This is a genomic window from Sphingobacterium sp. NPDC055431, assembly GCF_053644255.1.
This window is the reverse complement of the sequence record NZ_JBSHLH010000002.1, coordinates 123,612-147,123: the sequence shown is the minus strand read 5'-3', so window position 1 is coordinate 147,123 and position 23,512 is coordinate 123,612. Positions and strand designations below refer to the sequence as shown.

Annotated in this window: 19 protein-coding genes; 7 read left to right on the top strand and 12 right to left on the bottom strand. The window is 36.9% G+C overall.

Translation table 11 applies throughout. From position 1 onward, the window contains the following. Position 1: 1 nt before the first annotated feature. The 9 genes from ACWIB3_RS03570 to ACWIB3_RS03530 all read right to left on the bottom strand — a co-directional run bounded on the left by ACWIB3_RS03570 (position 2) and on the right by ACWIB3_RS03530 (position 9,601). On the bottom strand, positions 2–1,252 hold the full coding sequence (locus ACWIB3_RS03570) for an O-antigen ligase family protein (RefSeq protein ID WP_454290897.1): 1,251 nt from the start codon (positions 1,250–1,252) through the stop codon (positions 2–4). Then, positions 1,249–2,388, bottom strand: coding sequence for a glycosyltransferase family 4 protein (locus tag ACWIB3_RS03565; RefSeq protein WP_454290896.1), 1,140 nt, complete (start codon positions 2,386–2,388; stop codon positions 1,249–1,251). The genes ACWIB3_RS03570 and ACWIB3_RS03565 overlap by 4 nt, the downstream gene beginning before the upstream one ends. 2 nt (positions 2,389–2,390) lie before the next feature. Further along, positions 2,391–3,494 (bottom strand): polysaccharide pyruvyl transferase family protein, encoded by a 1,104-nt coding sequence (locus tag ACWIB3_RS03560; RefSeq protein WP_454290895.1) that lies wholly within the window; start codon positions 3,492–3,494, stop codon positions 2,391–2,393. Further along, the gene (locus ACWIB3_RS03555) at positions 3,491–4,939 is read right to left on the bottom strand and encodes a lipopolysaccharide biosynthesis protein (RefSeq protein ID WP_454290894.1); all 1,449 of its coding nucleotides are present in this window, start codon (positions 4,937–4,939) and stop codon (positions 3,491–3,493) included. Before ACWIB3_RS03555 ends, ACWIB3_RS03560 begins: the two co-directional genes overlap by 4 nt. Before the next feature lie 66 nt (positions 4,940–5,005). Then, the gene (locus tag ACWIB3_RS03550; RefSeq protein WP_454290893.1) at positions 5,006–6,388 is read right to left on the bottom strand and encodes a nucleotide sugar dehydrogenase; all 1,383 of its coding nucleotides are present in this window, start codon (positions 6,386–6,388) and stop codon (positions 5,006–5,008) included. Between the two features lie 58 nt (positions 6,389–6,446). Next, positions 6,447–7,868 (bottom strand): nucleotide sugar dehydrogenase, encoded by a 1,422-nt coding sequence (locus ACWIB3_RS03545; protein WP_454290892.1) that lies wholly within the window; start codon positions 7,866–7,868, stop codon positions 6,447–6,449. An 8-nt stretch (positions 7,869–7,876) separates the two neighbouring features. Then, a complete protein-coding gene (locus ACWIB3_RS03540) occupies positions 7,877–8,353 on the bottom strand; it encodes an adenylyltransferase/cytidyltransferase family protein (protein WP_454290891.1) in 477 nt (158 codons plus the stop codon). Between the two features lie 4 nt (positions 8,354–8,357). After that, positions 8,358–8,870 (bottom strand): ArsR family transcriptional regulator, encoded by a 513-nt coding sequence (locus ACWIB3_RS03535; RefSeq protein WP_454290890.1) that lies wholly within the window; start codon positions 8,868–8,870, stop codon positions 8,358–8,360. Positions 8,871–9,235: 365 nt separating this feature from the next. Then, positions 9,236–9,601, bottom strand: a complete 366-nt coding sequence (locus ACWIB3_RS03530) for a hypothetical protein (RefSeq protein WP_454290889.1) — start codon at positions 9,599–9,601, stop codon at positions 9,236–9,238. 990 nt (positions 9,602–10,591) lie between these two features. Here ACWIB3_RS03530 and ACWIB3_RS03525 point away from each other — a divergent pair. The 3 genes from ACWIB3_RS03525 to ACWIB3_RS03515 are packed head-to-tail and all read left to right on the top strand — an operon-like array spanning position 10,592 to position 16,681. Then, entirely contained in the window at positions 10,592–13,744 is a 3,153-nt protein-coding gene (locus ACWIB3_RS03525) for a SusC/RagA family TonB-linked outer membrane protein (RefSeq protein WP_454290888.1), read from the top strand. Positions 13,745–13,748: 4 nt separating this feature from the next. Further along, positions 13,749–15,125 carry a RagB/SusD family nutrient uptake outer membrane protein gene (locus ACWIB3_RS03520; RefSeq protein ID WP_454290887.1) on the top strand — a complete coding sequence of 459 codons (1,377 nt, stop codon included), beginning with the start codon at positions 13,749–13,751 and terminating at the stop codon, positions 15,123–15,125. Beyond that, positions 15,125–16,681, top strand: a complete 1,557-nt coding sequence (locus ACWIB3_RS03515) for a TlpA family protein disulfide reductase (RefSeq protein ID WP_454290886.1) — start codon at positions 15,125–15,127, stop codon at positions 16,679–16,681. Before ACWIB3_RS03520 ends, ACWIB3_RS03515 begins: the two co-directional genes overlap by 1 nt. 113 nt (positions 16,682–16,794) lie before the next feature. Here ACWIB3_RS03515 and ACWIB3_RS03510 read toward each other — a convergent pair whose 3' ends face one another. After that, positions 16,795–17,145, bottom strand: a complete 351-nt coding sequence (locus tag ACWIB3_RS03510; RefSeq protein ID WP_454290885.1) for a hypothetical protein — start codon at positions 17,143–17,145, stop codon at positions 16,795–16,797. A 24-nt stretch (positions 17,146–17,169) separates the two neighbouring features. Next, complete coding sequence (locus ACWIB3_RS03505; protein ID WP_454290884.1) at positions 17,170–17,655, bottom strand: MauE/DoxX family redox-associated membrane protein; 486 nt, start codon at positions 17,653–17,655, stop codon at positions 17,170–17,172. 1,251 nt (positions 17,656–18,906) lie between these two features. On the opposite strand from ACWIB3_RS03505, the gene ACWIB3_RS03500 reads away from it, so the two are divergent. The 4 genes from ACWIB3_RS03500 to ACWIB3_RS03485 all read left to right on the top strand — a co-directional run bounded on the left by ACWIB3_RS03500 (position 18,907) and on the right by ACWIB3_RS03485 (position 22,807). Continuing rightward, positions 18,907–19,695 (top strand): hypothetical protein, encoded by a 789-nt coding sequence (locus ACWIB3_RS03500; RefSeq protein WP_454290883.1) that lies wholly within the window; start codon positions 18,907–18,909, stop codon positions 19,693–19,695. Between the two features lie 84 nt (positions 19,696–19,779). Beyond that, positions 19,780–20,808: a histidine kinase gene (locus tag ACWIB3_RS03495; RefSeq protein WP_454290882.1), complete on the top strand. Its 1,029-nt coding sequence runs from the start codon at positions 19,780–19,782 to the stop codon at positions 20,806–20,808. A gap of 10 nt (positions 20,809–20,818) precedes the next feature. Further along, positions 20,819–21,568 (top strand): LytR/AlgR family response regulator transcription factor, encoded by a 750-nt coding sequence (locus ACWIB3_RS03490; RefSeq protein WP_454290881.1) that lies wholly within the window; start codon positions 20,819–20,821, stop codon positions 21,566–21,568. Between the two features lie 72 nt (positions 21,569–21,640). After that, the gene (locus ACWIB3_RS03485; protein ID WP_454290880.1) at positions 21,641–22,807 is read left to right on the top strand and encodes a hypothetical protein; all 1,167 of its coding nucleotides are present in this window, start codon (positions 21,641–21,643) and stop codon (positions 22,805–22,807) included. 257 nt (positions 22,808–23,064) lie between these two features. On the opposite strand, the gene ACWIB3_RS03480 is transcribed toward ACWIB3_RS03485, so the two are convergent. Beyond that, positions 23,065–23,454: an adenylyltransferase/cytidyltransferase family protein gene (locus ACWIB3_RS03480; RefSeq protein WP_454290879.1), complete on the bottom strand. Its 390-nt coding sequence runs from the start codon at positions 23,452–23,454 to the stop codon at positions 23,065–23,067. Between the last annotated feature and the right edge of the window lie 58 nt (positions 23,455–23,512).

Below are 23,512 nucleotides of genomic sequence, written 5' to 3'. Positions count from 1 at the left end.
GTTATTTCTCTTTATCTGTTACTAATCTAATCTCTAATTCTCTTCTCTGCAGGTAAAAATTTATTACTAAAAATCCAAAGAACCAGAATAAATAATTTGTATAAAAGGACTTAGAACTTAATCCAAATACAATGTATTGTACAAACAACATAGATATCCATCCAAATTGCTTGTAATTTTTAACAATTATATAGGACCTAGATAAAGTTCTACAAAACCAGTATAAGAAGAAAAAAGCCCCTATTAAACCAGTTGCCATAATTGCCTCCATAAAAAGATTGTGTGGGTAATACCCTTCGTAAAGTCCATCATTAATCAAAAACGAATCACCAATAAAAGGACTATTTAAGAACTGTTTAAATGCTTGAACATATATAACATCCCGTCCTGATGAATCACCGTATTCAACAGCATATATTACCCTATCAATTAAACTACTGTTAAACTGGCTTAAAAAACTAGCAATTTGTTGCCAAAAGAAAACAAACGGTAGAATTAATAATGTCATCAGTAAAACGGTTTTTACCATTCCAATTCTCGTCGCAAAAAGGAAAAATAAACACGCAAATAAAGCTAAGAGCGGACCTCTACTAGCAGCTAAGTACATTACCAATATTCCCAATAAAATACCTAAAACATATAGTATTTTAAAAAATAGATTGTTCTTATTGATTAATTGAAAGACTGACAATAAAGCGAAACTAACTCCGTAATGCCCATATGACAATGGTCCCATAACTTCATTTCCTCCACTTCTTAAGTCGTCGCTAACCTGAGATCCATGAGTAAAGTTATACCACATTGATAGTAAAAGTGTAGCCAACAATAAATAATAGCCTTTTGATAAAATTTTTTCAAAATCGATATTTTTTGAAAAAGCTATACCAATTGTGGGTAGAAGTGTCACAAAAAACACATATAAAAAGTAACTCGTATTATCAGAATAAGTGCTAGTAACAACATCTGAAAAATACAAGTCATAAACCATATGAAATAAATAAATCGAAAAGAAAATTATTAATGGGAAGTTCTCCTTTATCAAAATTGTTAAAGAATTTCGGTTTAAGAATGGTCCCATAAAAATCAATATGCTCGCCAAAAAAGTAGAAATTCCAACATTCAACCATACAAATAATTGTGAAGATCCACCAATGATCGATGGTATACAAAGTAATAAAGGTGACCCAAAAACTAAATATAAAACGAATATATCACTTACTCTTCCCTGGATATTTTTTGAATAAAGCATCATTTTTTAGGGTTCAGGCTTGTATATTGATTAACTAAAATCTTAATTAATTTGTCAACATTTACACTAGCAGAATATTTTTCAGAGAGTTTTCTACCTTTGATTCCCATTTCCCGCCATTTTAGTCTATCACGTATTGATATATTAATTGCATCTTTATATGCGTCAATAGTTGGATCATAAACCAGCCATCCATTCTCTCCCTCTTTAATCATTTCACTGGGGCCACCTTTGTAATATGCGATAATAGGTTTACTAGCAAACAATGATTCCGCAATAGTTATTCCAAACGGTTCTGCATTTCTTCTACCATTAATCATTATATCTACACTTGAATAGAAATCACCAACTTCTGTTATAGGGCCAATCATTACAATATTAGAATATTCTTTCACTATGCTTTGACAAAACTTAGAGTATTCAGTGGTTAAAGGACCTCCAGCAATTATTAACACAGAATCACTAAATGCTTCACTCTTTATAAAAGCTTTAATAACAATCTCAACAGCCTTATCCTCTTCGATCCTAGTCAACATTCCAAAAATTACATTTTGCTTATCACTAATATATTTTTTTCTAAATGAATCATTCCCGCTTTTTAATCTTTGTTCATTATATCCAGGATAAATAACATATTTGCAAAAATTAGCTCCTAGAGAAATTCGGGTATATTCGCTGTTTGCAATGGGAATTATATTTAAATATCTACAGATAGCTTGATAGACAACTTTAGATGTATTATTTCCAACACTATTCGCCATATGCCAGTAACAAGGAACATTGAGTTTTTTACTTATTAATCCCGATAAAAACATTAAATTTTCTCTTCTGTATATGATAGCTTGATAATCCTTCTTAATACAAGTTTTCAGAATTTCCTTTGCAAATTTCTTTCCAAATAAGTATGCTTTCTTTAAAGAACTTAATCTATCTAATGCACTCCCACTAAAAAGGAAATCGGTCTGGGGGAGATAGAACTTTTCATCTGCAAGATCTTCATAAATTTTTAATTTATCACCATTACCAATAATTATTAAATCAACATCTACACCTCTTTCACGCAATAACCTTAGAAATTGACTCTCACAAGTAAAAACACCACCTGTATCGTTGCTATTAACTATTTTTAATATTCTCATGGTTACTTATTCAAAAAATCTTTCAATAGAACAGAATTTTTATTTGACATATTAATTAACTCTTTATCAACTTCAATTTGAAAATCTCCAGTTAAGATTGAAAGGATTTCATTTTGTTTTTCGTTATTTAAAAGATCATATAATTCAAAATGAAAATTTGATAAACCTACCTGATTAAAAAATCTTTTAGTTTTTGGATGCTTAGAGATCCCAATTGGAGTAACACCTAATGCATAAGAAGTTATTGCAACGTGCAATTTTGTAGTTATCACTTTGTCACAAGTACTTAAAAACTCCAAAGTATCGTCAGGATTTAAATATTCTTTAATATCCCAAGATAAACCTAACTCATCTAACAAATCTTTAAAAAATTTATATTGATAACAATCTTTTCCTAATCCATGATCAACTAAAAAATAAATTTTACTCTCCAAAATCTCTTTATCTAACCGTTCTAAGAACTTCATCAATTCAGGGCGAATATTTTGAGTATCCACTCCAGGATCTAAAGGAATATGCAAAGCCAAAATATTATTCTTAGTCCTTTTTTCTTTAATATGCTTAGAATATTTATTTAGACCATAGCGAATTGATAAAGCACTGTCTGGAACAACATTAATAGTTCCTTTAAATCCATATTGTAAGAGATACTCCTTTGATTCATTATCTCTCACGCTAACAACTTTTGAACCATTGATTACATACATTCCAATCTTTCGAATAAACCAGTTATTTAGCGGCCCAAAACCTATGCCAAAATAACCATATGGCTTGCCTTTCAACCTTGCCAAAATTCCAGGCATCATATGCTGTAAAACAAATTTCACTCTCCATCTAAGTGATGGTAACCTTGGTTCCCCGAAATATCCACCACCTCCATGAACAATAAAATCAGCACTATTTACAGACTCAACAATTGAAATATTTGGTTTTACACCCAAGCATTTACCATAATAGTCATTGGCCATATCCATAACTACCTCATGCCTTTCGTCACTAATTTCAATCCAATTTTTATAGATATCCATTAACAAAACATCCCCATAGTTGTAGTTTCGGCTAGCACCATGCAAGCACACAAACACCTTTTGCCCTTTATTATTCATCTTTTCTTTCTTCTTTCTTTAATAAATTGTAATAAGCTGTAAATCGCCCTTACTTTAAAAAAGTAGGCGACCAACATATAAGTACCAAACCCAATAATAACTCCGATTAAAATTCGCCAAAAATCAGCAAAATCATTTAATAACACATTATCCAAAACATAAATTAAGACGCCAACTAATCCCGCGATAATATAGATACCTATCACATCCTTGATTTGTTCAATTAATGAATATTTAATCATTTTCGAAGAATATAATGTATTTAAGTAAACTGATATAATGGCAAACACGCATTGTGATACTAGAATACCGTAAATTCCGTACGGAATTGAGACTATTATTAAAATAGTTAATATAATCTTTTTTATAACATTTAGCTTTAACACTAAATCAGATCGTCCTTTTACTCGAAGAATATTTAAATTATACCTCTGGAATGGATGTAAAATTCCAACAATAGTTAAAACCTGAAAATAGGGCACCATTGGGGACCACTTCTCTGTTAGAAGTAACCTAAAAAATGGTTCAGCTATTGCGCATAAAATGACCATAGTAGGGGTAAGAAAAAACACAACAAAACCAAAAATTTCTCTATAATATCTCTTTAACTTCTCATTATCATCCTGAATATCAGCAAACATAGGATAAGTGACTTTTTCAACAGCTGTAGAAATATTTTTCCCTGGAAACAACTGAAATAGCTCCGCTCTATTATAAAAACCAAGTATTTGAGGTGAGAAAAATTTACCTATTACCACACCATAAATATTATCGAAAATTGCATTTAATAATCCCGCTAACGTAAGTTTGTATCCAAAATTAAAATGGTACTTTAGCTTTTGTAGATTAAATACGCGCTTTGGTCTCCATTTTGATTTAATCCAGTATTGTAAGGTCATTAAGAAATTTTGAAGCAAATTATATACAACAATACTCCAAACATCCCAACCATTGTATGCCATTAATATACTAACAACGCCAGCAACAATCAAAGACGGTAACTGCATAAGCATTTGCTCTTTGAACATCATCTTTTTGGTTAACTGGGTAACTTGTACTATCGAAAATGCACTTATAATAAAGCTCAAGCAATAAACTTTTATGATATTTACAAGTATAGGCATATTATAAAAAATTGCTATATAAGGAGATACAACAACAAGTAATAAATATACCACTAATGATATAAAAATATTTAAATAAAATACGGTTGAATAATCATCATCATCAACATTTTTATTTCTTATTAATGATGAGGCCATTCCCGAATCGACAAGACTTAAACCTATCGCTATAAATATTTGTAATAAAGCAATTATTCCAAATGACTCGGGTAATAAAACTCTTGCAAGTATTATTTGTACTAAAAAATTTATTCCTTGAAAACCGAACTGTTGTGAAATGGTCCAAAGTAGTCCTGATGTTGCTGTACTCTTTAAAGACATGAGTTAGCTTGGATTTATATTTATCATTTATTTTTTAGTTATATAATTTCATCTCAATCCAACTAACTATTCTCCTATTGCGTAATACGCAAATTTTAATTCTTCCATTTTCTTCCTATCTAAGATTTTTCTACCATCGAAAACAAATGAAGGTTTCTTCATTTCATCTTTAATAAGCTGCCAATCATAATGTTTAAACTCCTCCCATTCAGTTAATATAGCTATTGCGTGTGAATCATTTATAGCTTGGTAAGGGTCGTCAACAACTTTTACCAATCTGCGGTTGTCCTCTGGAGAACGAGTCCCTAAATAATCTAAATCTTTATATATTTGCTCTTTTGAGACCTTCGGGTCGTAAACAATAATAGATGCTTCCTCATCTAAAAGATGGTCCGCTACATAAATCGCTGCCGATTCACGGGTATCGTTAGTATCTTTCTTAAATGCCCATCCTAAAAACGTAATATTTTTACCATTTACTGTATTATACATTGTCTGGATTATCTTTTCAGCAAAACGAGATTTTTGATGATCATTTAAAATAATAACTTGTTCCCAGTAGTCTGCAACAGCATTTAAATTGTAAGTACGTGCAATGTAGACTAAGTTTAGTATATCTTTCTGAAAGCAAGATCCACCAAAACCCACTGATGCTTTTAAGAATTTGGCCCCAATACGACTATCATATCCAATTGCCCGTGATACTTCATCCACATTGGCTCCCGTTACTTCACATAGCTCAGAAATTGCATTAATGGAGGAAACTCTTTGTGCAAGAAAGGCATTTGCGACCAACTTCGATAATTCCGATGACCATAAATTCGTAGTCAAGATCCGCTCACGAGGTACCCAAGCTTCATAGACTTGCACCAGTGCTTCAATAGCTTCAGGGTCTTCACCTCCAATTAGTACACGATCGGGGTTATGTAAATCGGAGACAGCCGTTCCTTCTGCCAAAAATTCCGGATTGGATAAAATATGGAAGTTTACACCATTTCCTGTATTTTCTAAAATACTTTTTAGTGCTTCTGCAGTTCTTACAGGTAAAGTAGATTTCTCAACAACAATTTTATCATCCTTTGCGACTGCCGCAATTTGTCTCGCACAAAGCTCGATAAATTTTAAATCTGCAGCCTGCCCTTTACCTTTTCCATAGGTTTTAGTAGGCGTATTAACAGAAATAAAAATCATATCTGCTTCGTCAATAGCTTTCTCAACATCTGTAGAAAAAAACAAATTTCTTCCTCTAGCCTCTTTTACAACAGCATCCAATCCAGGCTCATACACAGGTAAATTCTCTAAATTTTCATCATTCCAAGCGTCAATTCTAGCCTGATTTAAATCTACCACAGTCACCTGCACATTTAGGTTCTTTTGTGCAACAACAGCCATTGTTGGTCCTCCAACATAACCGGCGCCAATACAAGTAATTTTTTTAATTGTTCTCATTCTTACTTAACTATTTATTGGGTAATATTTTTATTTTCTTAATTTCAAATAATGTTAATTATAACCTTCCATCTATTATTTCTCTTGGTAAAATCCCTTTAACATCAAATAAAACATGTAAATCTTTTAGGGTAAACTTGAGTTTAATGCCTTTAAATTCTTTATGTGCCACCGCAAGGATTATTACGTCATACTCAACCCCTTTAGAATTAATTAAATAATTATTTTCAATTATTTTAAAATTATCATTTATATCGGGGATGTTGTATTTTTTTCGAACATCTTCCTTATCAGCAATAGGGTCAAATACATCAACATCTAAGCCATACTCAATTAATTCATTATAAATATCAATCACTTTTGTATTTCTTACATCTGAACAGTTTTCCTTAAAAGTAAGGCCTAATATTAATGCTTTAGCTTTTTTAATAGGAATATTTTTTTGAGTCATTAACTTAACCACTTTTGATGCAATAAAGCTGCCCATCTGATCATTGACTCTTCTACCAGAAAGAATAACGTTAGGATGATAACCTAGCTGAGATGATTTATGTGCTAAATAAAAAGGATCGACAGATATACAATGTCCCCCCACCAATCCAGGTTTAAATTTTAAAAAATTAAACTTCGTCTCAGCAGCATCTAATACATCATTCGTATCTATTCCCATTCGATCAAAGATCAAAGCCAATTCATTGACAAAAGAAATATTAATATCTCTTTGGGCATTTTCAATAGCTTTCGCAGCTTCAGCTACCCTAATGCTTGCAGCTTTAAAAGTGCCTGCTTTAATTATTTTCTTATAAAGTTGGTCAACCTTCTCGGCTATAGATTCGGTTGAACCTGAGGTTACCTTTTTTATGGTTGTTAAGGTGTTTATTTTATCCCCAGGGACAATCCGTTCAGGTGAATATCCTACAAAAAAGTCTTTATTAAATATTAATCCTGAATTATTTTCCAAAATAGGAACGCATTCTTCTTCTGTACAACCAGGATATACTGTGGATTCAAATATTACTAAATCTCCAACTTTCAAAATACTAGCAACTGCTCTCGTTGCATCCTGTAATGGTGAAAGATTAGGTGAGTTATATTTATTAATAGGTGTAGGAACAGTAATAATAAAAACATTAGCTTCAATTATATCAATAGAATCTGACGAAAAGTAGAGACCAATTGGATTGGTTTCAATTTCTTCTCCGTTCCCATTATTAGAATTCAAGGATTTACTGTTTATATCAGATTTATCATAACTTAAATCTGAAACAATTTCAATGCGATTTATTGAGAATGGATTAAGTTTTAGTTGAACATTTTTTAAATCATTTAAGGCCACTTCCTTTGTTGTATCGGTCCCTTTTTTAAGTTTATCAATTCTTTCTAAATCAATATCATAACCCACTACAGAAAAATACTTAGCAAATTCGATTGCCAATGGTAAACCAACATACCCTAAACCTATGACCGCTATCTTATTCAAAATAGAAACTACTTCTTTCCGTTTTTTTCATTCTCTTTTTCAGCTACAATTTTTCGTAACCCAGAACTAGAAAATCGATGATCTCTCCCATTAAAATATAATTCAATGCCTTTATCTTCACAATATTTTCGACCAGTAAAGTCTTTTTCTCTATATTCATCACCAACAATCCGTACATCCAATTTGAAGGATCGTAAAATATCCTCTAAGTCCTGCTCTGTTGAATATGGTACAATTTCGTCTACAGACACACATCCGCGCAACTGAATATAACGTTCGACAACAGTTTGCGTAGGCTTATTCTTTTCAGGACGGTCTAAAGTAGGATCCATTTGAAGTCCACAGATTAAATAATCACATTGACGTTTTGCTTCTGCCAGCATCATAATATGACCTGCATGTAATAAATCAAAAGTGCTAAAGGTAATCCCAACTCGAGGCCCAGGGTTATAGTCTCTATGTTGCAGGGTTTTGGTTTCTTCCATAAAATTAATCTTCTTTTTGATACAATATTATTTGTTGCGTAGCCTCTTCCGGCTTATCTAAATACAAAATAATCTTTTTATCCAACAATTTTTCAGTTTTGCCGCTTAGCTGCAATAAATATGCCGAATCAATATTTTCACCCGTAATTAGAATTTCTATCGTCCCGGAATCAATACCATTGGCATAATCGCCCAACAGCGCTACCTGATGCACATCACCTGTCCTATCCAGCACATAGTCTATTGCCTGATCTATACCTAAAAAAGTACGAACTAAATTCTGCAGACTTTTAAAGAGCGGATGTTCAATGTTTGCCCGGTAGAAGATCTTATTGTTTTCCTGGGATTTAATCAGATAACCGGCTTCTGACAGCTGGTTCAATTCTTTTCTAATTGCGTTAGTGGATTCGTTGAATTCCTCGGCAATTCCACGTAAATAGCCCTTATTAGCCGAGTTTACAAAAAACTTGATTAATAGCTTTAGACGAGTCTTGGACGTAATGAGTGAATCCAACATATCAAATAGTGAGCAACAAAAGTACTCATTGTTATTTTTATTTCAAAAAGTTGGATTAGTTTGGATGGTAAAAGAGCAACGTAAAGCTAATAAATAAGTTCTTCATGTCACCAAAATATGCCTTTAATTATATTAATAATCGTTTTTATTTATTTAAAGTACTACATTAATTTTATGTTAATTAATTTTGACTCGTAACAAAGGGGTCTTAATAAAGCAATATGTCATTATAAAAAGTATTAAAGAGATAAAGTCAATCCTTCTTCTTGTGAAGCAGCCTAAACAAGAATCGAATCAGATCAATATTTTATTACATTAAACCTTGTTAAGAATAATCTCATCAATTCTTTTATTTGCAAGATAATCTAACAATTTACTTTTTCAATTTTAATCACTTCGTTCTCCAATATCTTTGATAAGGTTCCATTACTTTTAATCTTTGGTTTTTTGATGTAATGAATTACTATTTTTTCATCTTTCGGTATTCCATGAGGGAAAAAGTCGTCCAAACTTTTAAAATCAAAAATCTTTTTTAGAATTCCTAAATGGCGTAAGTTATATTTTTCAGGTTGTTCCAATGATTCGCATTTGCCAACGAATGTTTCAACGAATCCCATCTTTTGACTTAATTCTCGTTGGGACCACCCCTGATCTTTTCTGAATTTTTTAATGTTAATAATTAATTCATAATCAATCCTATAAATTGAAGTTGTTTTGAGAGCTGTAGGCATTTCTTGAGTTTTTTGTACCGAATTATTGGTTCATTGATTTTTTTTATTATCTTTGAAAAAGTGAACAGTTAATAAGGCTTCAAAGCCATAAAAACGATGTTTTCTCGAACCCGAAAAAGAGCTAGATTTCCGTCGAGAACACCGTGTTGTTCGCTCCATGCTTTAAGAAAAGTTTCTTACTTTTGGAATATAGCATTGGGGCGGCTTCACGTAAACTTTGACGGCATCTTTTTTTAAATCTTGAAGATTTAAAAAAGATGAAGGGTTAGCTCCCCTTGGGTTCAAAGTGTGAGGTCGCCTCTTGCTATTTTTATTGGCAATATCTACCTGCATTGACGTCGTTTCAGATAATTAAAATTATGATAACGAATGTGCAAACCAAGATTCCAAAGAACCAGCTCAAGGAGCCGTGTTCATGGTTTTCCGAAACTATTCTTTACAAGAACATATTCTGTTCGCCAGAATAAGTATCGGCCAATATAACAGGAGACAAAAGGGCCCTTCGAATCGTAGTTTCAGGCCAAATCCCTCTAGTCTTCCTGTTTTACCAGTCACCTTCTTAAAACAACTAACAACGGCTACTTGCCTCTGTTAAGGTTAGTAACAAGGTTTACTTCTCGACAATTTAAATCTAGGCTAATTTTTCCATACTGTCAAGCGTGCCGCAGAAAGTTTGCAGGTCAATCCGATCTGGGAAGGGGCTGGTATATGTTAATTATTTCCGAATTAGCTCCGCTCGAACCATTTATAAACCAAACAATCCAACTAAGAGCTATCTCGGGAGAAATGTTCACATATGAAGAATATGGTCCTTTTTAGGATTCTCCAAATCTTCATATAACTATTTAACCAATGCAACAAGTTAATCAAAAAGGGCTTGTGGACCTTTTAATATCTAGAATATCGCCCGATGTCCGCAGGTGTAGTCACAACAATATTATAGTACAAATTCGATTTCTTTTAATAACCATATTTACGATATGTTTCAGTTTGTTTAATAATCAGTTAGTAGCCCAGGAGCCCCTTCATGGGGCAAATGGGAAATTTACTATTACTGGAACAGTTCGAGATTCTCAAACCAATAGGCCTTTGATCGGTGCAACACTTACGCTTGGAGAATTAATCACTAAAAGCGATATGGAAGGTAAATTCTCTCTTAGAGGACCATCCTCAACGAATAAACTTATTATATCCCACCTAGGATATAACGATACAATCTTTACGATTACCTCAACTATTAAAACCCTAGAGATTGTTTTGAATCCTATTGATAATCGAATCGAGGAAGTTGAAGTTGTCAGTACGGGATATCAGAAAATCCCGAAAGAAAGGGCAACAGGGAGTTTTTCTTATGTAGATTCCAAAACCCTACAACGCAATCCTGGAATGGCACTTATATCGAGATTGAATGGAGTGACCAACGGATTACTTATTGATAGGAATGCAGGTAATCCAGATGGTCTTAGCGTTAGAGGAAGAAGCACTATATTTTCCAATACCAAGCCACTTATAGTAATCGACAACTTTCCTTATGAAGGTGACCTAGATAATATTAACCCCAATGATATTGAGAGTATAACTGTGCTAAAGGATGCCACAGCTGCCTCAATTTGGGGAGTAAGGTCTGGAAATGGAGTGATTGTAATTACGACAAAAACACCAAAGGGTAAGCTATCCATAGAGTATTCATCTAATTATTTATTTAGGAAGAAGCCCAATTTATTTACTGAAAAATTAATGTCCCCAAGTGATTTTATAGATTCCGAAATATTCTTGTTCGACCAGGGATATTTCGACAGAGACATTAGTGTCCCCTACCAACAGATTTCTCCGATTGTCAATATTTTAAATCAACTGAGAATTGGTGAAATAACTCAAGAACAAGCCAATTCCCAAATTGATTCCTATAGGAACCACGACGTCCGAACTGACCTGCAAAAATACTTCTACCGCAACCTATTTCAGCACCAACAGCAATTCAGCATCTCTTCCGGGACGCCAAACTTCAAAAATATTCTAAGTGGATCCTTTGATCAATCGTTCAGTGATAAAGTCGGCAACAAGAATGACAGGTTGAATGTCCGTAATGCCAACCAATGGAATATCCTACAAGATCGAATAATGTTAAATACAGAAATTTGGTATACCCAGAATAATGTAGGCGTTATTAATGCCAAGGGTTACATGCCAAAATATCCTTATGATAAACTGGTTGACGACAAGGGAAACGCCTTAGAGGTACCTAGGAAATCGGGCCTTCGTAAGTCTTATACGGATACGGCAGGAAATGGACTTTTGCTGGACTGGAAATATAGGCCATTGGATGAGCTGCGCGAAGAATTAAATCATGCCAGGACCAAAGACGAACAGCTGAGGTTTCAACTGGGATTGAAAGGCAAGATCTATCGAAGTTTCAATCTGGGTATGAACTACCTATTTAATAAGAACTGGATTGATTATACCAGCCTATCAAATCAGGAATCCTTCTGGGCGAGAGACCTAATCAATCAATTCAGTCAAGTTGACCATGAAAATCAAACCGTTACATATCCCATTCCCCTTGGAGCTATATTAAATAAGAACGCCACCCAAAAGAAAGCCCATTATGGCAGGGTGCAATTGGATTGGAATGAAAGAATCAAAGATAAACATACCATCAGTGGACTATTAGGTATGGAGTGGAGAACCGACCGAGGCGATTTTCAAGATTACGGAAATTTATATGGTTACAAAGAAGATCTGGAATCCTACTCTCCTGTCAATATCTTCTCTTATTACAAGCTGTACCACTCCAGAAGAAACTCATTAATTAGCCAAGGTGGTCTTAGAGGCCGAAATGTGGACAACAACAGATCCGTCTACGGCCTAATCTCCTACAGTTACGATGATAATCTGACGCTCAATGCCAGTGTCAGAAAGGATGAATCAAATGTTTTTGGTGTCCAGGCGAATTTAAAAGGTGTTCCCTTATGGTCAGTGGGTGCTTCCTATTCCTTTGAGAAGCTAGTTAACTGGAAGTCACTGAACTTACTCAAACTTCGAACAACTTATGGATATAATGGAAATATAGATAAATCTACAACCGCTTATTTAACCTCCAAACTGTTTAGGCAAATGAATATTTGGGGGTACCCAATGGATGAAATTGTCAATCCTCCAAACAGTACGCTCCGATGGGAAAAAGTTCAAAACATAAATATTGGACTGGATTTTAGTCTATGGGAGTCACGGCTGTCAGGATCGATAGATTATTTTCAGAAAAACGGTCAGGACCTGATGGGAAATAGTCCTCTAGCCCCTCAAGTTGGAATAGTTAACTTTTATGGAAATGCGGCCAACACCTCAACCAAGGGGGTAGATTTCCAGCTGAAATCCATTTGGATGGATAGTCCGGATTTTAAATTTCAAACAGATTTCATATTTAACATGGTAAGAGACAAGGTGACCAAATACTTTATTGAACCGGGGATTAATACGGACATCGTTTCCTCCTTTGGAATCACCCCTTTGGTGGGGCACCCAATAAATTCCTTAGTTGTCTATAGGTCCAATGGACTAGATGGTTCAGGAAATCCTTTGGGGATACTCCAAGGAAACCCTTCAACCGATTATGGTGAGATTATGAACGGTACGGACAGGAACAGCATAAATATATTGGGATCGAAAGTTCCTACCCGATTTGGAAGCATTCGTAATAGCTTTTCCTACAAAGGAATTGATCTTTCTTTCCAGGTTCTCTATAAATGGGGAAACTATGTGATGATCGGAAATTCATTTAATTCAAATGGCCTAATCGATGGAGTATACAGATTCTCCGATTATCACCAGAGATGGAAGTCACCAGGGGACGAGAAAACGACCACCGTTCCAGCATTTACCTATCCTAAAGATTATAATAGGATGGCTTTTTATCAAGCATCTGAAGTTCTTTCCATCCCCGGTGGAATGGCCCGACTGCAGGATGTTAAACTTTCATATAGCCTACAGCCACTTAAGCGTCAACAGTCCAACCTTCAGATGTATCTCTATGCATCAAATTTAGGACTATTATGGAAACAAAATAAAAAAGGGCTAAATCCTGACCTGATTTCAGGATATAAAGTACCGGTTGAATGGTCTCTGGGCTTTAAATTAAATTTTTAATGACATGAAAAATCTAATACGAATAGTGACTATTGCTTTTTTATTGATCGGCTGTTCAGATCGATTTTTAGATGAACAGCCCAACAGCAATATTTTTACCCCGGAAAAACCAGATGACTTTCAGAGGCTTCTGGACAACTTTGAATATGTTGGCGTTGGCAATGTCCTACCTCAGATGTCCGCTGATGAATATTACATTGTAACTGAGGAAAACTGGATTTCAAGTCGAACGGCTGTGGAGAAAAGCACCTACATATGGGATAAAGATATATATGGGGGAGAGGTAAATATTGGCGACTGGAACTTCCCTTACCAGACGATTTTTTATGTAAACAATATCCTAAATAAGATAGAAGAGAATAACGACCTCAATAGGCTGGATAAAAGCCTATCGGACATTTATGGACAGGCCCTGTTCCATAGGGCCAATGCATATTATGATTTATTATCCAATTTCTCCGTTCCTTTCGATGCAAAGACCCAATCAACGGATCTTGGGATTCCTTTGAGAAATGATGCATCGGTCGATTATACGGTCGGGCGCTCAACAGTTCAGGAGTGCTATGATCTTATATTTTCGGATTTATCAAAATCTCTGGATTTCCTTCAGTACAGTCAACCGATCGAACAGCGGAACAGGCCAACCAGACTTGCCGCATATGGTCTACTTTCCCGAATTCACCTTAATCGAAGGGAATATGGTCAAGCAGAAAAATGGGCGGATGTTTTTTTAGAAAAGTATAATAAAGTCAATGACTACAATACGCTATCCGAAAGTTCAATATATCCCTTCTCTACTGCCCATGACGAACTTATTATGTACGGGAAGACCAACGTATATAATAATGCCAGATGCAACAATACAACGCAGACAGTTTTTGTTGATTCAACTTTAATCAATTTTTATGACGATAACGATTTAAGATTGTCAATTTATTTTAAGGAGCTAGTTCAGGGCAAATATATTATGAAGGCAGGTTACAATGGAATTACCCTAAGTCCCTTTACAGGGGTTGCAGTAGATGAAATCATGTTAATAAAAGCCGAATGCCTTGCCAGAAAAAATGAAATAAAAAAGGCTGCCGATCTAATGAACCTGCTCCTCATAAAGCGATATAGGACCGGTACATATGTACCCATCACGTTCCCTAATCAGGAAGTTGCCTTAGAATTTGTTCTGCTTGAACGTAGGAAAGAATTGATTTGGAGGTGCAGGAGATGGGAAGACATTAAAAGGCTGAATAAGGAAGGGGCAAACATCGTTTTGAAGCGCGTTATTGGTAATAAAGAATATACTCTTGAACCCAATTCCCCGAGATATGTATTCAACATCCCCCAAGATGAGATTAATAGGAGTGGAATTGAACAAAATAATAGATAATGATGAAAATAAACAGAAAAACGGATTGCATATTCTTTAGGATCTGTACCCTTACTTTATTTCTAAATGTGATATCTGCACTTGGAGTTAACGGGCTCCATGCCCAGACCATAATCCATGGAAAAATAGACCCTTCATTCAAAATTGACTCTTTTACGATTGCCTACACAAAGGATCCCGTACAGGAAAATAACATCTACGCAAAAGGAGAAGAAAAAACGGTTAAGGTAACAGATGGGTTGTTTAATATTGAATTGACCGATCTTTCACAGACGTTTTACATATTGTTTAGATTTCCCGAGGTGGATATCAAACTCAAAAGTGACAGCTATCGGGCATTTGAAGGAAATCCATTTTTACTGAAATCCAACACCAGCACGAACATCCGAATCTCTCCCCAGGAAGTTTCTTTTCAAGGTGAGAACGAAGCGATGCTTGACTGCCAATTAGCGCTGAACCAACTTCAATCCGATTTGAGCACATCAAAGATCAACATTAAATCCCAATATGACTTTAATGACAAGGAAAACATAGAAGGGAAAACCCATGATTTTCTCCATAAATTAAAAGCAATATGTGATCAAATGGAAAAGCGGGGAACAATGTTGGTAGAAAACCACTACCACGATATACCCGTATCAATCCGAATTCAGATTTTGTACGACTTCATTGGTTTGATAAGGATTTGGGAATTAAGAACAAGTTATTTCAGCGCAAAAAATGATCTCAGGATCAGCAGATATGTAATTGATTATTATCTGCAAAATCACCTTCAGTATGAGGAGGATCAATTGGTATCCAATTTTATGGGGAAATCTCCATTTTTTGCTTCGTACCTTTTATCAAAGATAACCTTTGACCTATGGATGGCGACCTCAAGAATCGGAAAAAAAATAAACATAAATTTAGCGTTGATTCTTGATGTGGCAGTTAATAGATTCCATGGGGAGGTATATGACCAGGTCGCCTTTGCGGCATATATGCAAAAAACCATATCACAGGACATCGAGGAGAGCAATTATATCCGTTTATACACATCCATCGATCATCCCGAATTGAGGGCCTACATCAAAAAAGATTACGAAAGCAAAAAAAGCAACAAAAAATCGTTCCAGTTCCGCCTGATCAATGAATCCGGTGAATATACCACGAATGCCGATTTTAAAGGTAAAGCGGTCCTATTTGATTTTTGGTTTACGGGATGTTCCGGATGCATCTCGCTACATAAAAAAATGAAACCCATAAAGGAACACTTCAAAGACGATCCGAATGTGGTGTTTGTCAGCGTCTGCGTGGATTCAAAGGAAGAACACTGGAAAAATTCCATATTGTCCGGAAAATATACCGATGACCGCGATATAAAACTCTGGGTGGGGCCTGGAAAACTTTCGCATCCCATTGTAAGACATTATAATATAGCGTCCTATCCCACCATGGTGCTGGTCAATGCCAATGATGAGCTCATGATGGTCAATCCTCCAAGACCTACGGATGAAAAAAAGGGTCGTGAGTTGATCTTTAGGATTGAGCAAGCCCTACTTGGAAATAATAAATAAGGCCTTCAAAAATATCTGATATTTAAAGGAGCGCGCAATAGGTAATTGAACGCTCCTTTTACCAATAATGAAAGGATTTCCCCTACCCGGTTATCAGTAAAACAACCCAGAGATTACTGGGGTGCAGGGTAAATGCCCTTCTTATTGCTGTTTTCCTGGATTAGCCCTTCAAGCTTTAACGAATCAGCCTGCGCAACGTTAAAATCATTAGGCACCTTACCTGGAACATCCGTCCGAATCCAGGAACAGACATGATTACTGGTATTCTCACAGTTATTGTCGTCATACAGACTGGGGGAGGATAATTGTTCATATTCTCCAGTGCTCGAGGTGTTGACGTAGATCTCTCCAGCAAATTGACCATGCTCCTTAACAGAGTTTGTAAAAGCACTGGTTGAGAGTGCCAATCCAATCACGGCAAGTCCCCACAGGAACGAACCGGATAATTTTTTAATAAAATTCATGATGTTTATTTTAATGTTTGAAAATCAGTTTTTCTTTCGGGCAGCCCACAGCCCCAGTCCTATAATGATAAGATTAAGGACCAAATGCTGCGTCCATCCCAATGATCCGATCGCACCACCACAATGGCATAACTTATCCTTGACCAACGTAATCATCAAAAACAGGTAGATCGTAAAAATACCCATGAGTGCAACCGAGATTCTCAAGGACCACTTTTGGACTTTTACAAAGGGCAGGATCATACCCATCGCTAGCATAAGTTCCAGAATTGGAATTCCCCATCCGATAAGCTCGGCATGGCCTGCAAAAAATGGGACTTTCCTGAATCCTTTTGCGAAGGATCCTATATCCTGAAGTTTACTGAAACCCGTGTAGGTAAACAAAAAGACGTAGAAATAACGGATCGCGGCCGGAATCCAGGAAAAATTCCATAAACGGTCTTTTTCGGATGCCTGTTCAGGAACCATACCTTGAGGTCCTGTTCTATGATGATGGTATTGTTGATTCATTGGATAATTGATGATGTTAAAAAGTATGGTGTATCGAATGGTTCCCTAAAGGCTCGAAGATATAATCCCTAAGCCTAAAATTTTATCGCTTCTTACCCCGGCCCCGGGGGGAAGACGGCAAATTTTCTGGTATGTGGCTTTATTCCTTTCATGATTGGACGATTTTAATTATAGAAAGAGAGAAATTCGGGAACACCTATTTTTGAAGGAGTGAAATCTTCTTTATCTCAAGGAATCCTCAGGAATCGGGCTTTCTCTTTTGACCTTTTGACAGGTATGGTATCGGCTAAAATTCTAAGTCCCAAAATGGGAATATGAAGCAGGAATTCATCAGGTCGGGTATCCTGATTCCTTCGGCAGATCTTTTCGAATTGGTCACCGTAAAGTTCAGTAATTAAAGCTTGGGAGCAAAATCGAAAATCAACAGTTAGGCTGTTTAACGGCATAGGTTTACAATATTTCCATACCAAGTGCCATATTAAAGTGTCCAAATCACTTTTCGGCAATTCGGCTTACTAAAAAAAAAATTTAACCGTTAAAAAGTGGGTTACGGCCCTTTTAACAAACGACTGCCAATCACTGTATTTCAGTTATTTACCTCCACAGAACAGGTTCGAAACATTATTTTTAGCGTTCGAAGTCGCTTTTTTAACGGAAAATCCACCTTACTTTCATTTAGCCGGAAAACACTCCCATTTCGGACCTTCCAATTTTGTTTTATCAATGGCTTTCCTTCATTTTGGGGATGATATATCGAAAGACTTCATGGCCTGAAGCCGCTATTCCGATGCGAAATCGGAGCATGTTATTAATTTAAAGGAACCACAACATGGAATGGATTCAACAGTTAGACCGCTATGGCCTCCTGTCAGATGACCCCGTAAGCCCTCGGGAGATGATGGAGTTGACAAAAGATGAACCTGACGATCCGAAATGCAACATCGTATTTCCCCGTTAGGGCACTCAATGCGCACAGCCCATTTGCTGTGCGCTCTTTTTTTGACCTCTTGCCAACCCTCCTTTTATTATGGTGTTATGCAATATCTTCCCTGTTAGGTACCTTTCTAGAAATCATCGATGATCATGAATACCGAAACGATCGAAAAAATCTATAAACAACTTACTCCCGAGTCATCAAGGGAATTCGCCTACTTTTCAGCGAACCTGCAGCATATATGCGGAATTCCCTTCGGAGAAACCCACCTCCGCCATTATCACCAGCTCAAGCAGTACTTCACCGAACAGGCTGCCTTGGACCTGCGCTGTGGCCTGACCGCCGGCACAACCAATCAGCGATTGAAACACGCTATTGATCAGGGGCCTTCCCTGTTCGTTTCGTTTCATTATGGTTCCTACCGTACCCTTCCTTTAAAGATCCTGGCCCAAGGGAGGTCGATCTGTGTACTGTTGTCGCAGGATGTATACGATATATATGCAGATTACTACCGGAAGCTCCTGGATATCCCTCGTGTTCACGGGGAATCTCGAGCATGTCTTCATCTGCTTAAAGCAGAGGACCCTACTCTCTTCTTTAAATTGCGGGAGATGGTTGCAAACGACATCTCCATATTCGTTTATGCCGATGGAGCGAAAGGAACTTTGTCATTGCCCTCAGAGCGCGGCCTGCAAAGGGTTAAGCTTTTAAATGCCACAATGCCTGTTCGGACAGGTTACCTAGATTTTTCCTACCTACTGGGAATTGCCGCGTATGTACTTATAGATCTGGCATCCGATCCCGCCCATGCAAAAGAGGGTGAATCGGCCCTATTTTGTTACAAACTGCCCCCTAGGAAAAACCGCAAAAATTTTGTTGCAGATTCCTCGGTGGAAATTTATGGAGCGTTCGGCAAAATATTGGACAAACGTCCGTTCTTTTGGGAGGCCCTATTGTACCTCCATCGTACTTCCGTCCCCGTTTCAGAGCCTTTCGACCAAGAAGCTGAGGATCGTATCATTCCATTCCTCTGGAAGCAAGGGCGCTATATCTTAGATCGATACACCTATCGATCCTTTAGGATCGCTAAAGGAAATCCGCCGTAAGATTCTGGTTTTTTTTCAAATGTGCGTTTTTTCTGTTTAATTTTAATCTCCTGATTGGGACCCAACAACCTAAAAACTAACCACATGAACCGAAATCACAAGCCCATATTACGGCACTTGATATTATGGACAATCTATGCGGCATATTTCTTCGGTATTAATCGATTGGGGAACGAGAACATCTCGATAATGACCGTGCTATATTCCCTGCCTGTTTTTATGCTGATCTATTATGGGATATCCTATAGTCTAAATGTCCATCTGTACCGTAAACATTACTTACGTGCCATTGGAATGGCCCTGTTGATCTATGGGGTTACCTTTATAGGGGTCTTCACCCTCACTGGCGAGAGGACGAACCTCAGCAGATTATATTCCGACTACATGACCTCTAAACCGGATTTCGAGCTAAATAAATTTATGCAGACCTACCTTCAGCTCATCGGGAGCTTTTCGATCTGGGCACTGCTAGGGTACATTTATCGATTGAAGGTTCTGTCGATGCAAAAAGAGCAGCAAGAACGTGAATCGCGTAGACGTTACGAATACACCACCTTGGCTCAACAGGTATCACCGCATCTGCTGGCGAACATATTCCAATTTCTGGAATATCAGCTAAAGGATATTCGTCCTGAATTGCGCAAGCAGTTGCTGGAACTATATTCCTTAATGCGCTATTTTATGGATTCCAGCAGGCCCGATGGCCCGACCTCGGTAATTTTGGAAGATGAAATCTTGATAGCCAAACAGTACATAGACATCAGCGACACTATTGCCTCCAAGAAATCAAACTTCATCTGGGATATAATGGGGAACATCTACGGGTCGATCGTTCCTTCAGCATGTCTTCTTACCTTGGTCAACAACGTATACAAACATGGTGATCCTTACAGCCTATCCCATCCTCCAAAAATCAGTGTATGTATCCAGAGAGAGGGCTTTAAGATTACAATGACCAATAAAGTTCGTTCTCCAAGTTGCGGATTGGACAGCCACAGGATGGGACTGGAGAACTTAAGAGGTCGGCTAAAATATGTTTACGATAAAAATTTCAAAATGTTCTATTCGAAGGAAGATGAAATTTTTACAGTACACCTACTCGTTGATTTTTAAAAGAATTACTATGAGAAATTTCAATGCAATCATCGTCGATGACCACCAATCGAGCATCGACCACCTCCTGGACCATTTCCAAAAAGTTAAGCATGTCCAAGTCATTGGCACCTTTACGGACCCCCTTCGTGCATTGACCTTTGTGAGGGTCAATCCCGTGGACCTGGTTATCCTTGATGTGGACCTGGGCCAACAGATTAACGGCTTGGAGTGGATATCTACCGTTACCCGATTTAATCTCAAGATCATCCTCTATACAGGCTTTAAACAGTTTGAGGACGAGGGATACTCCAGAGATGTGATCGATGTATTGCTCAAACCTGTTTCATATACACGGTTTATAACGGCCATTCACCGATTAGATATGGATTACCGCCTACAAAATCCTGGGAGTTCACAGTCAGGTTCACTAGGAGATTCCTATAATTACTTTATGGTCAAGGTCGACAACGTATATGGCCGGGTGAAGATTCTTTTCAAGAACATCATATACATTGAGGCTAAAAGCAGGTATGTCGCTATTCATGTGACAACAGAATCAAAATTGTACACGAGTATTTCAACCTTTCGGGATCTCTTTGATTTATTGCCTCAGGAGTGGTTCAAGCAATGCTCCAGATCGATCGCCTTTAACATTAACTTCTTTCAATCGTATAACAAAAAAAAGATCCGCCTAAATCATGTTAAACAAGATATAGTTGTCGGAGATTTAAAAATATACGAACAGTTCCGTAAATTCTTAGACCATAACCACATTTAGTGCCTCGGCGCCACTAGACCTACCTAAGCGATCCATTCCATGTTGGGTTCAAAACCGTAAGCAAAGTCTATTATGGAAACATTAAACAAAGAAGGTTTGTTCTTTTTTGAAGAGTTGCTAAACCTGAAACCTTTAAACCAAGGAATTAAAAACGATAATGAACTTGACCTGGAAAAGGTGGGACAAAAAATGAAACTGGAAAGTACCAGACTACTTGAGAAAATCAGAAAGCATGAGATGAATTCGGCAGAAAATAAAAGATTCTCTATTTGTGTAAGTGCCTATTACAAGGAAGCTGGGCGCCTTCTGGAATTAGCTGAGGAACTATTAAAATCTTCCGATGGTCAAACCATGCTACTCGACCTGGCAATAGACCACATGGTGAATTTCTGCAAGGTTTTGGAAACAGATTATGGAAAGGTCATAAGCGGCGATGTGATCGTCCCCGTGCCATTAAAAACCGTTATGCTCAGTCACATCGGCAAACAATTCGAGCTCATCCGTAAAAATTTGCCACAAGACCGATTAGGCTGTCTCGTGACCGATAAAATAGTAAATTTCATAGAAGAAAATGACCTCAATTTTGAGATCACAAGACGTTCTCTACAATATAAACTGGAGTTCACGCGCCGGTTGGCGGATTGGGATTGGTCAAAACAGGGAATACACTACGCTGCGGCTGAAGAGTTTCTAATCTACATCAACTTCAATAGTAAGGAATTCATGGACATGCTAATCGGCCGAATCAAAGAACAAACAACCCTGCATAAAGACCCAAATAAAAAACTGTTGCTGTTAATGGATTACCACAAGGCATACAACCAATTACATCGAAAACCAGGACTTGTCCTGAACCCGGGTTATCATCCGCTTGATTGGTTTATTAACAACTGGTTCGAAAATGAAATAGATTATGTCCATCATTGTGCAACATGGAACAGAAATGGTGCAAAAATTTCAGGGTCTAACGTTCAGGAGGTTGGGATGGAAAAACTTCAATGCAACATTTCGGCTGATCAGCTCGCAATTTACTTGAGACTGATAGATGAAGAGCACCTGGTCTCAGCAAGGTCGCTGAACCAGGTATACCAGACCATTGTACCTTTTCTGTCCACAAAGCACCGAACCGACCTTTCTCCTTCATCGGTCCGGGTAAAGTCATATCATCCCGAAGGCTCTGATAAACATAAGGTAATCAACGCCCTTGAGCGTATGGTGGAAAGGGTAAAGGAATATTAACCCTTATCCCGGCTCTCCAAAGGACAAGTCCGAAAGTTGGTATGGCATTTCTGACCTTGCCAATCCAAAGGTGAGCCTTTATTGAGGGTTATAATTAACGTTCGGTTTACGCAGCAAGGAGTAATTGGTTTTCTTGCTGCTCAAACTGAATGTTCAAACAAGGCTTTTTAGGAAATAATCTTAAGCTGCCGATGCACCTGCAAGGATTTACCGAGCTTTGCCTGACATGATTTAGCTAGCAAAGGTTCTTGGGCCCATCATTTCCACAATCTATAATAGATCTCTTTCTGGGCATTATTTTGTAGGTTTGAATTGAGTTCATCCCCTACAATTCTTATATCCAATTTAAATGATCTTAATATATCTTCTAAATCCTCTTCAGTTGAATAAGGAACAATTTCATCAACATACACACAGCCTCTTAGTTGAATATATCGTTCAACAACTGTCTGTGTTGGAGCATTCTTCTCTGGCCTATCCAATGTTGGATCCATTTGTAAACCACAGATCAAATAATCACATTGACGCTTTGCTTCTGCTAACATCATTATATGACCTGCATGTAATAAATCAAAGGTGGAAAATGTAATCCCTACTCGGGGACCGGGATTATAATCCATTTGCTTCTCGATAATTGTCTCTTCCATAAGATTCGTTTTGCTATAAATTCACATATTATAAAACCGAGTAAATGGCTACACCAAT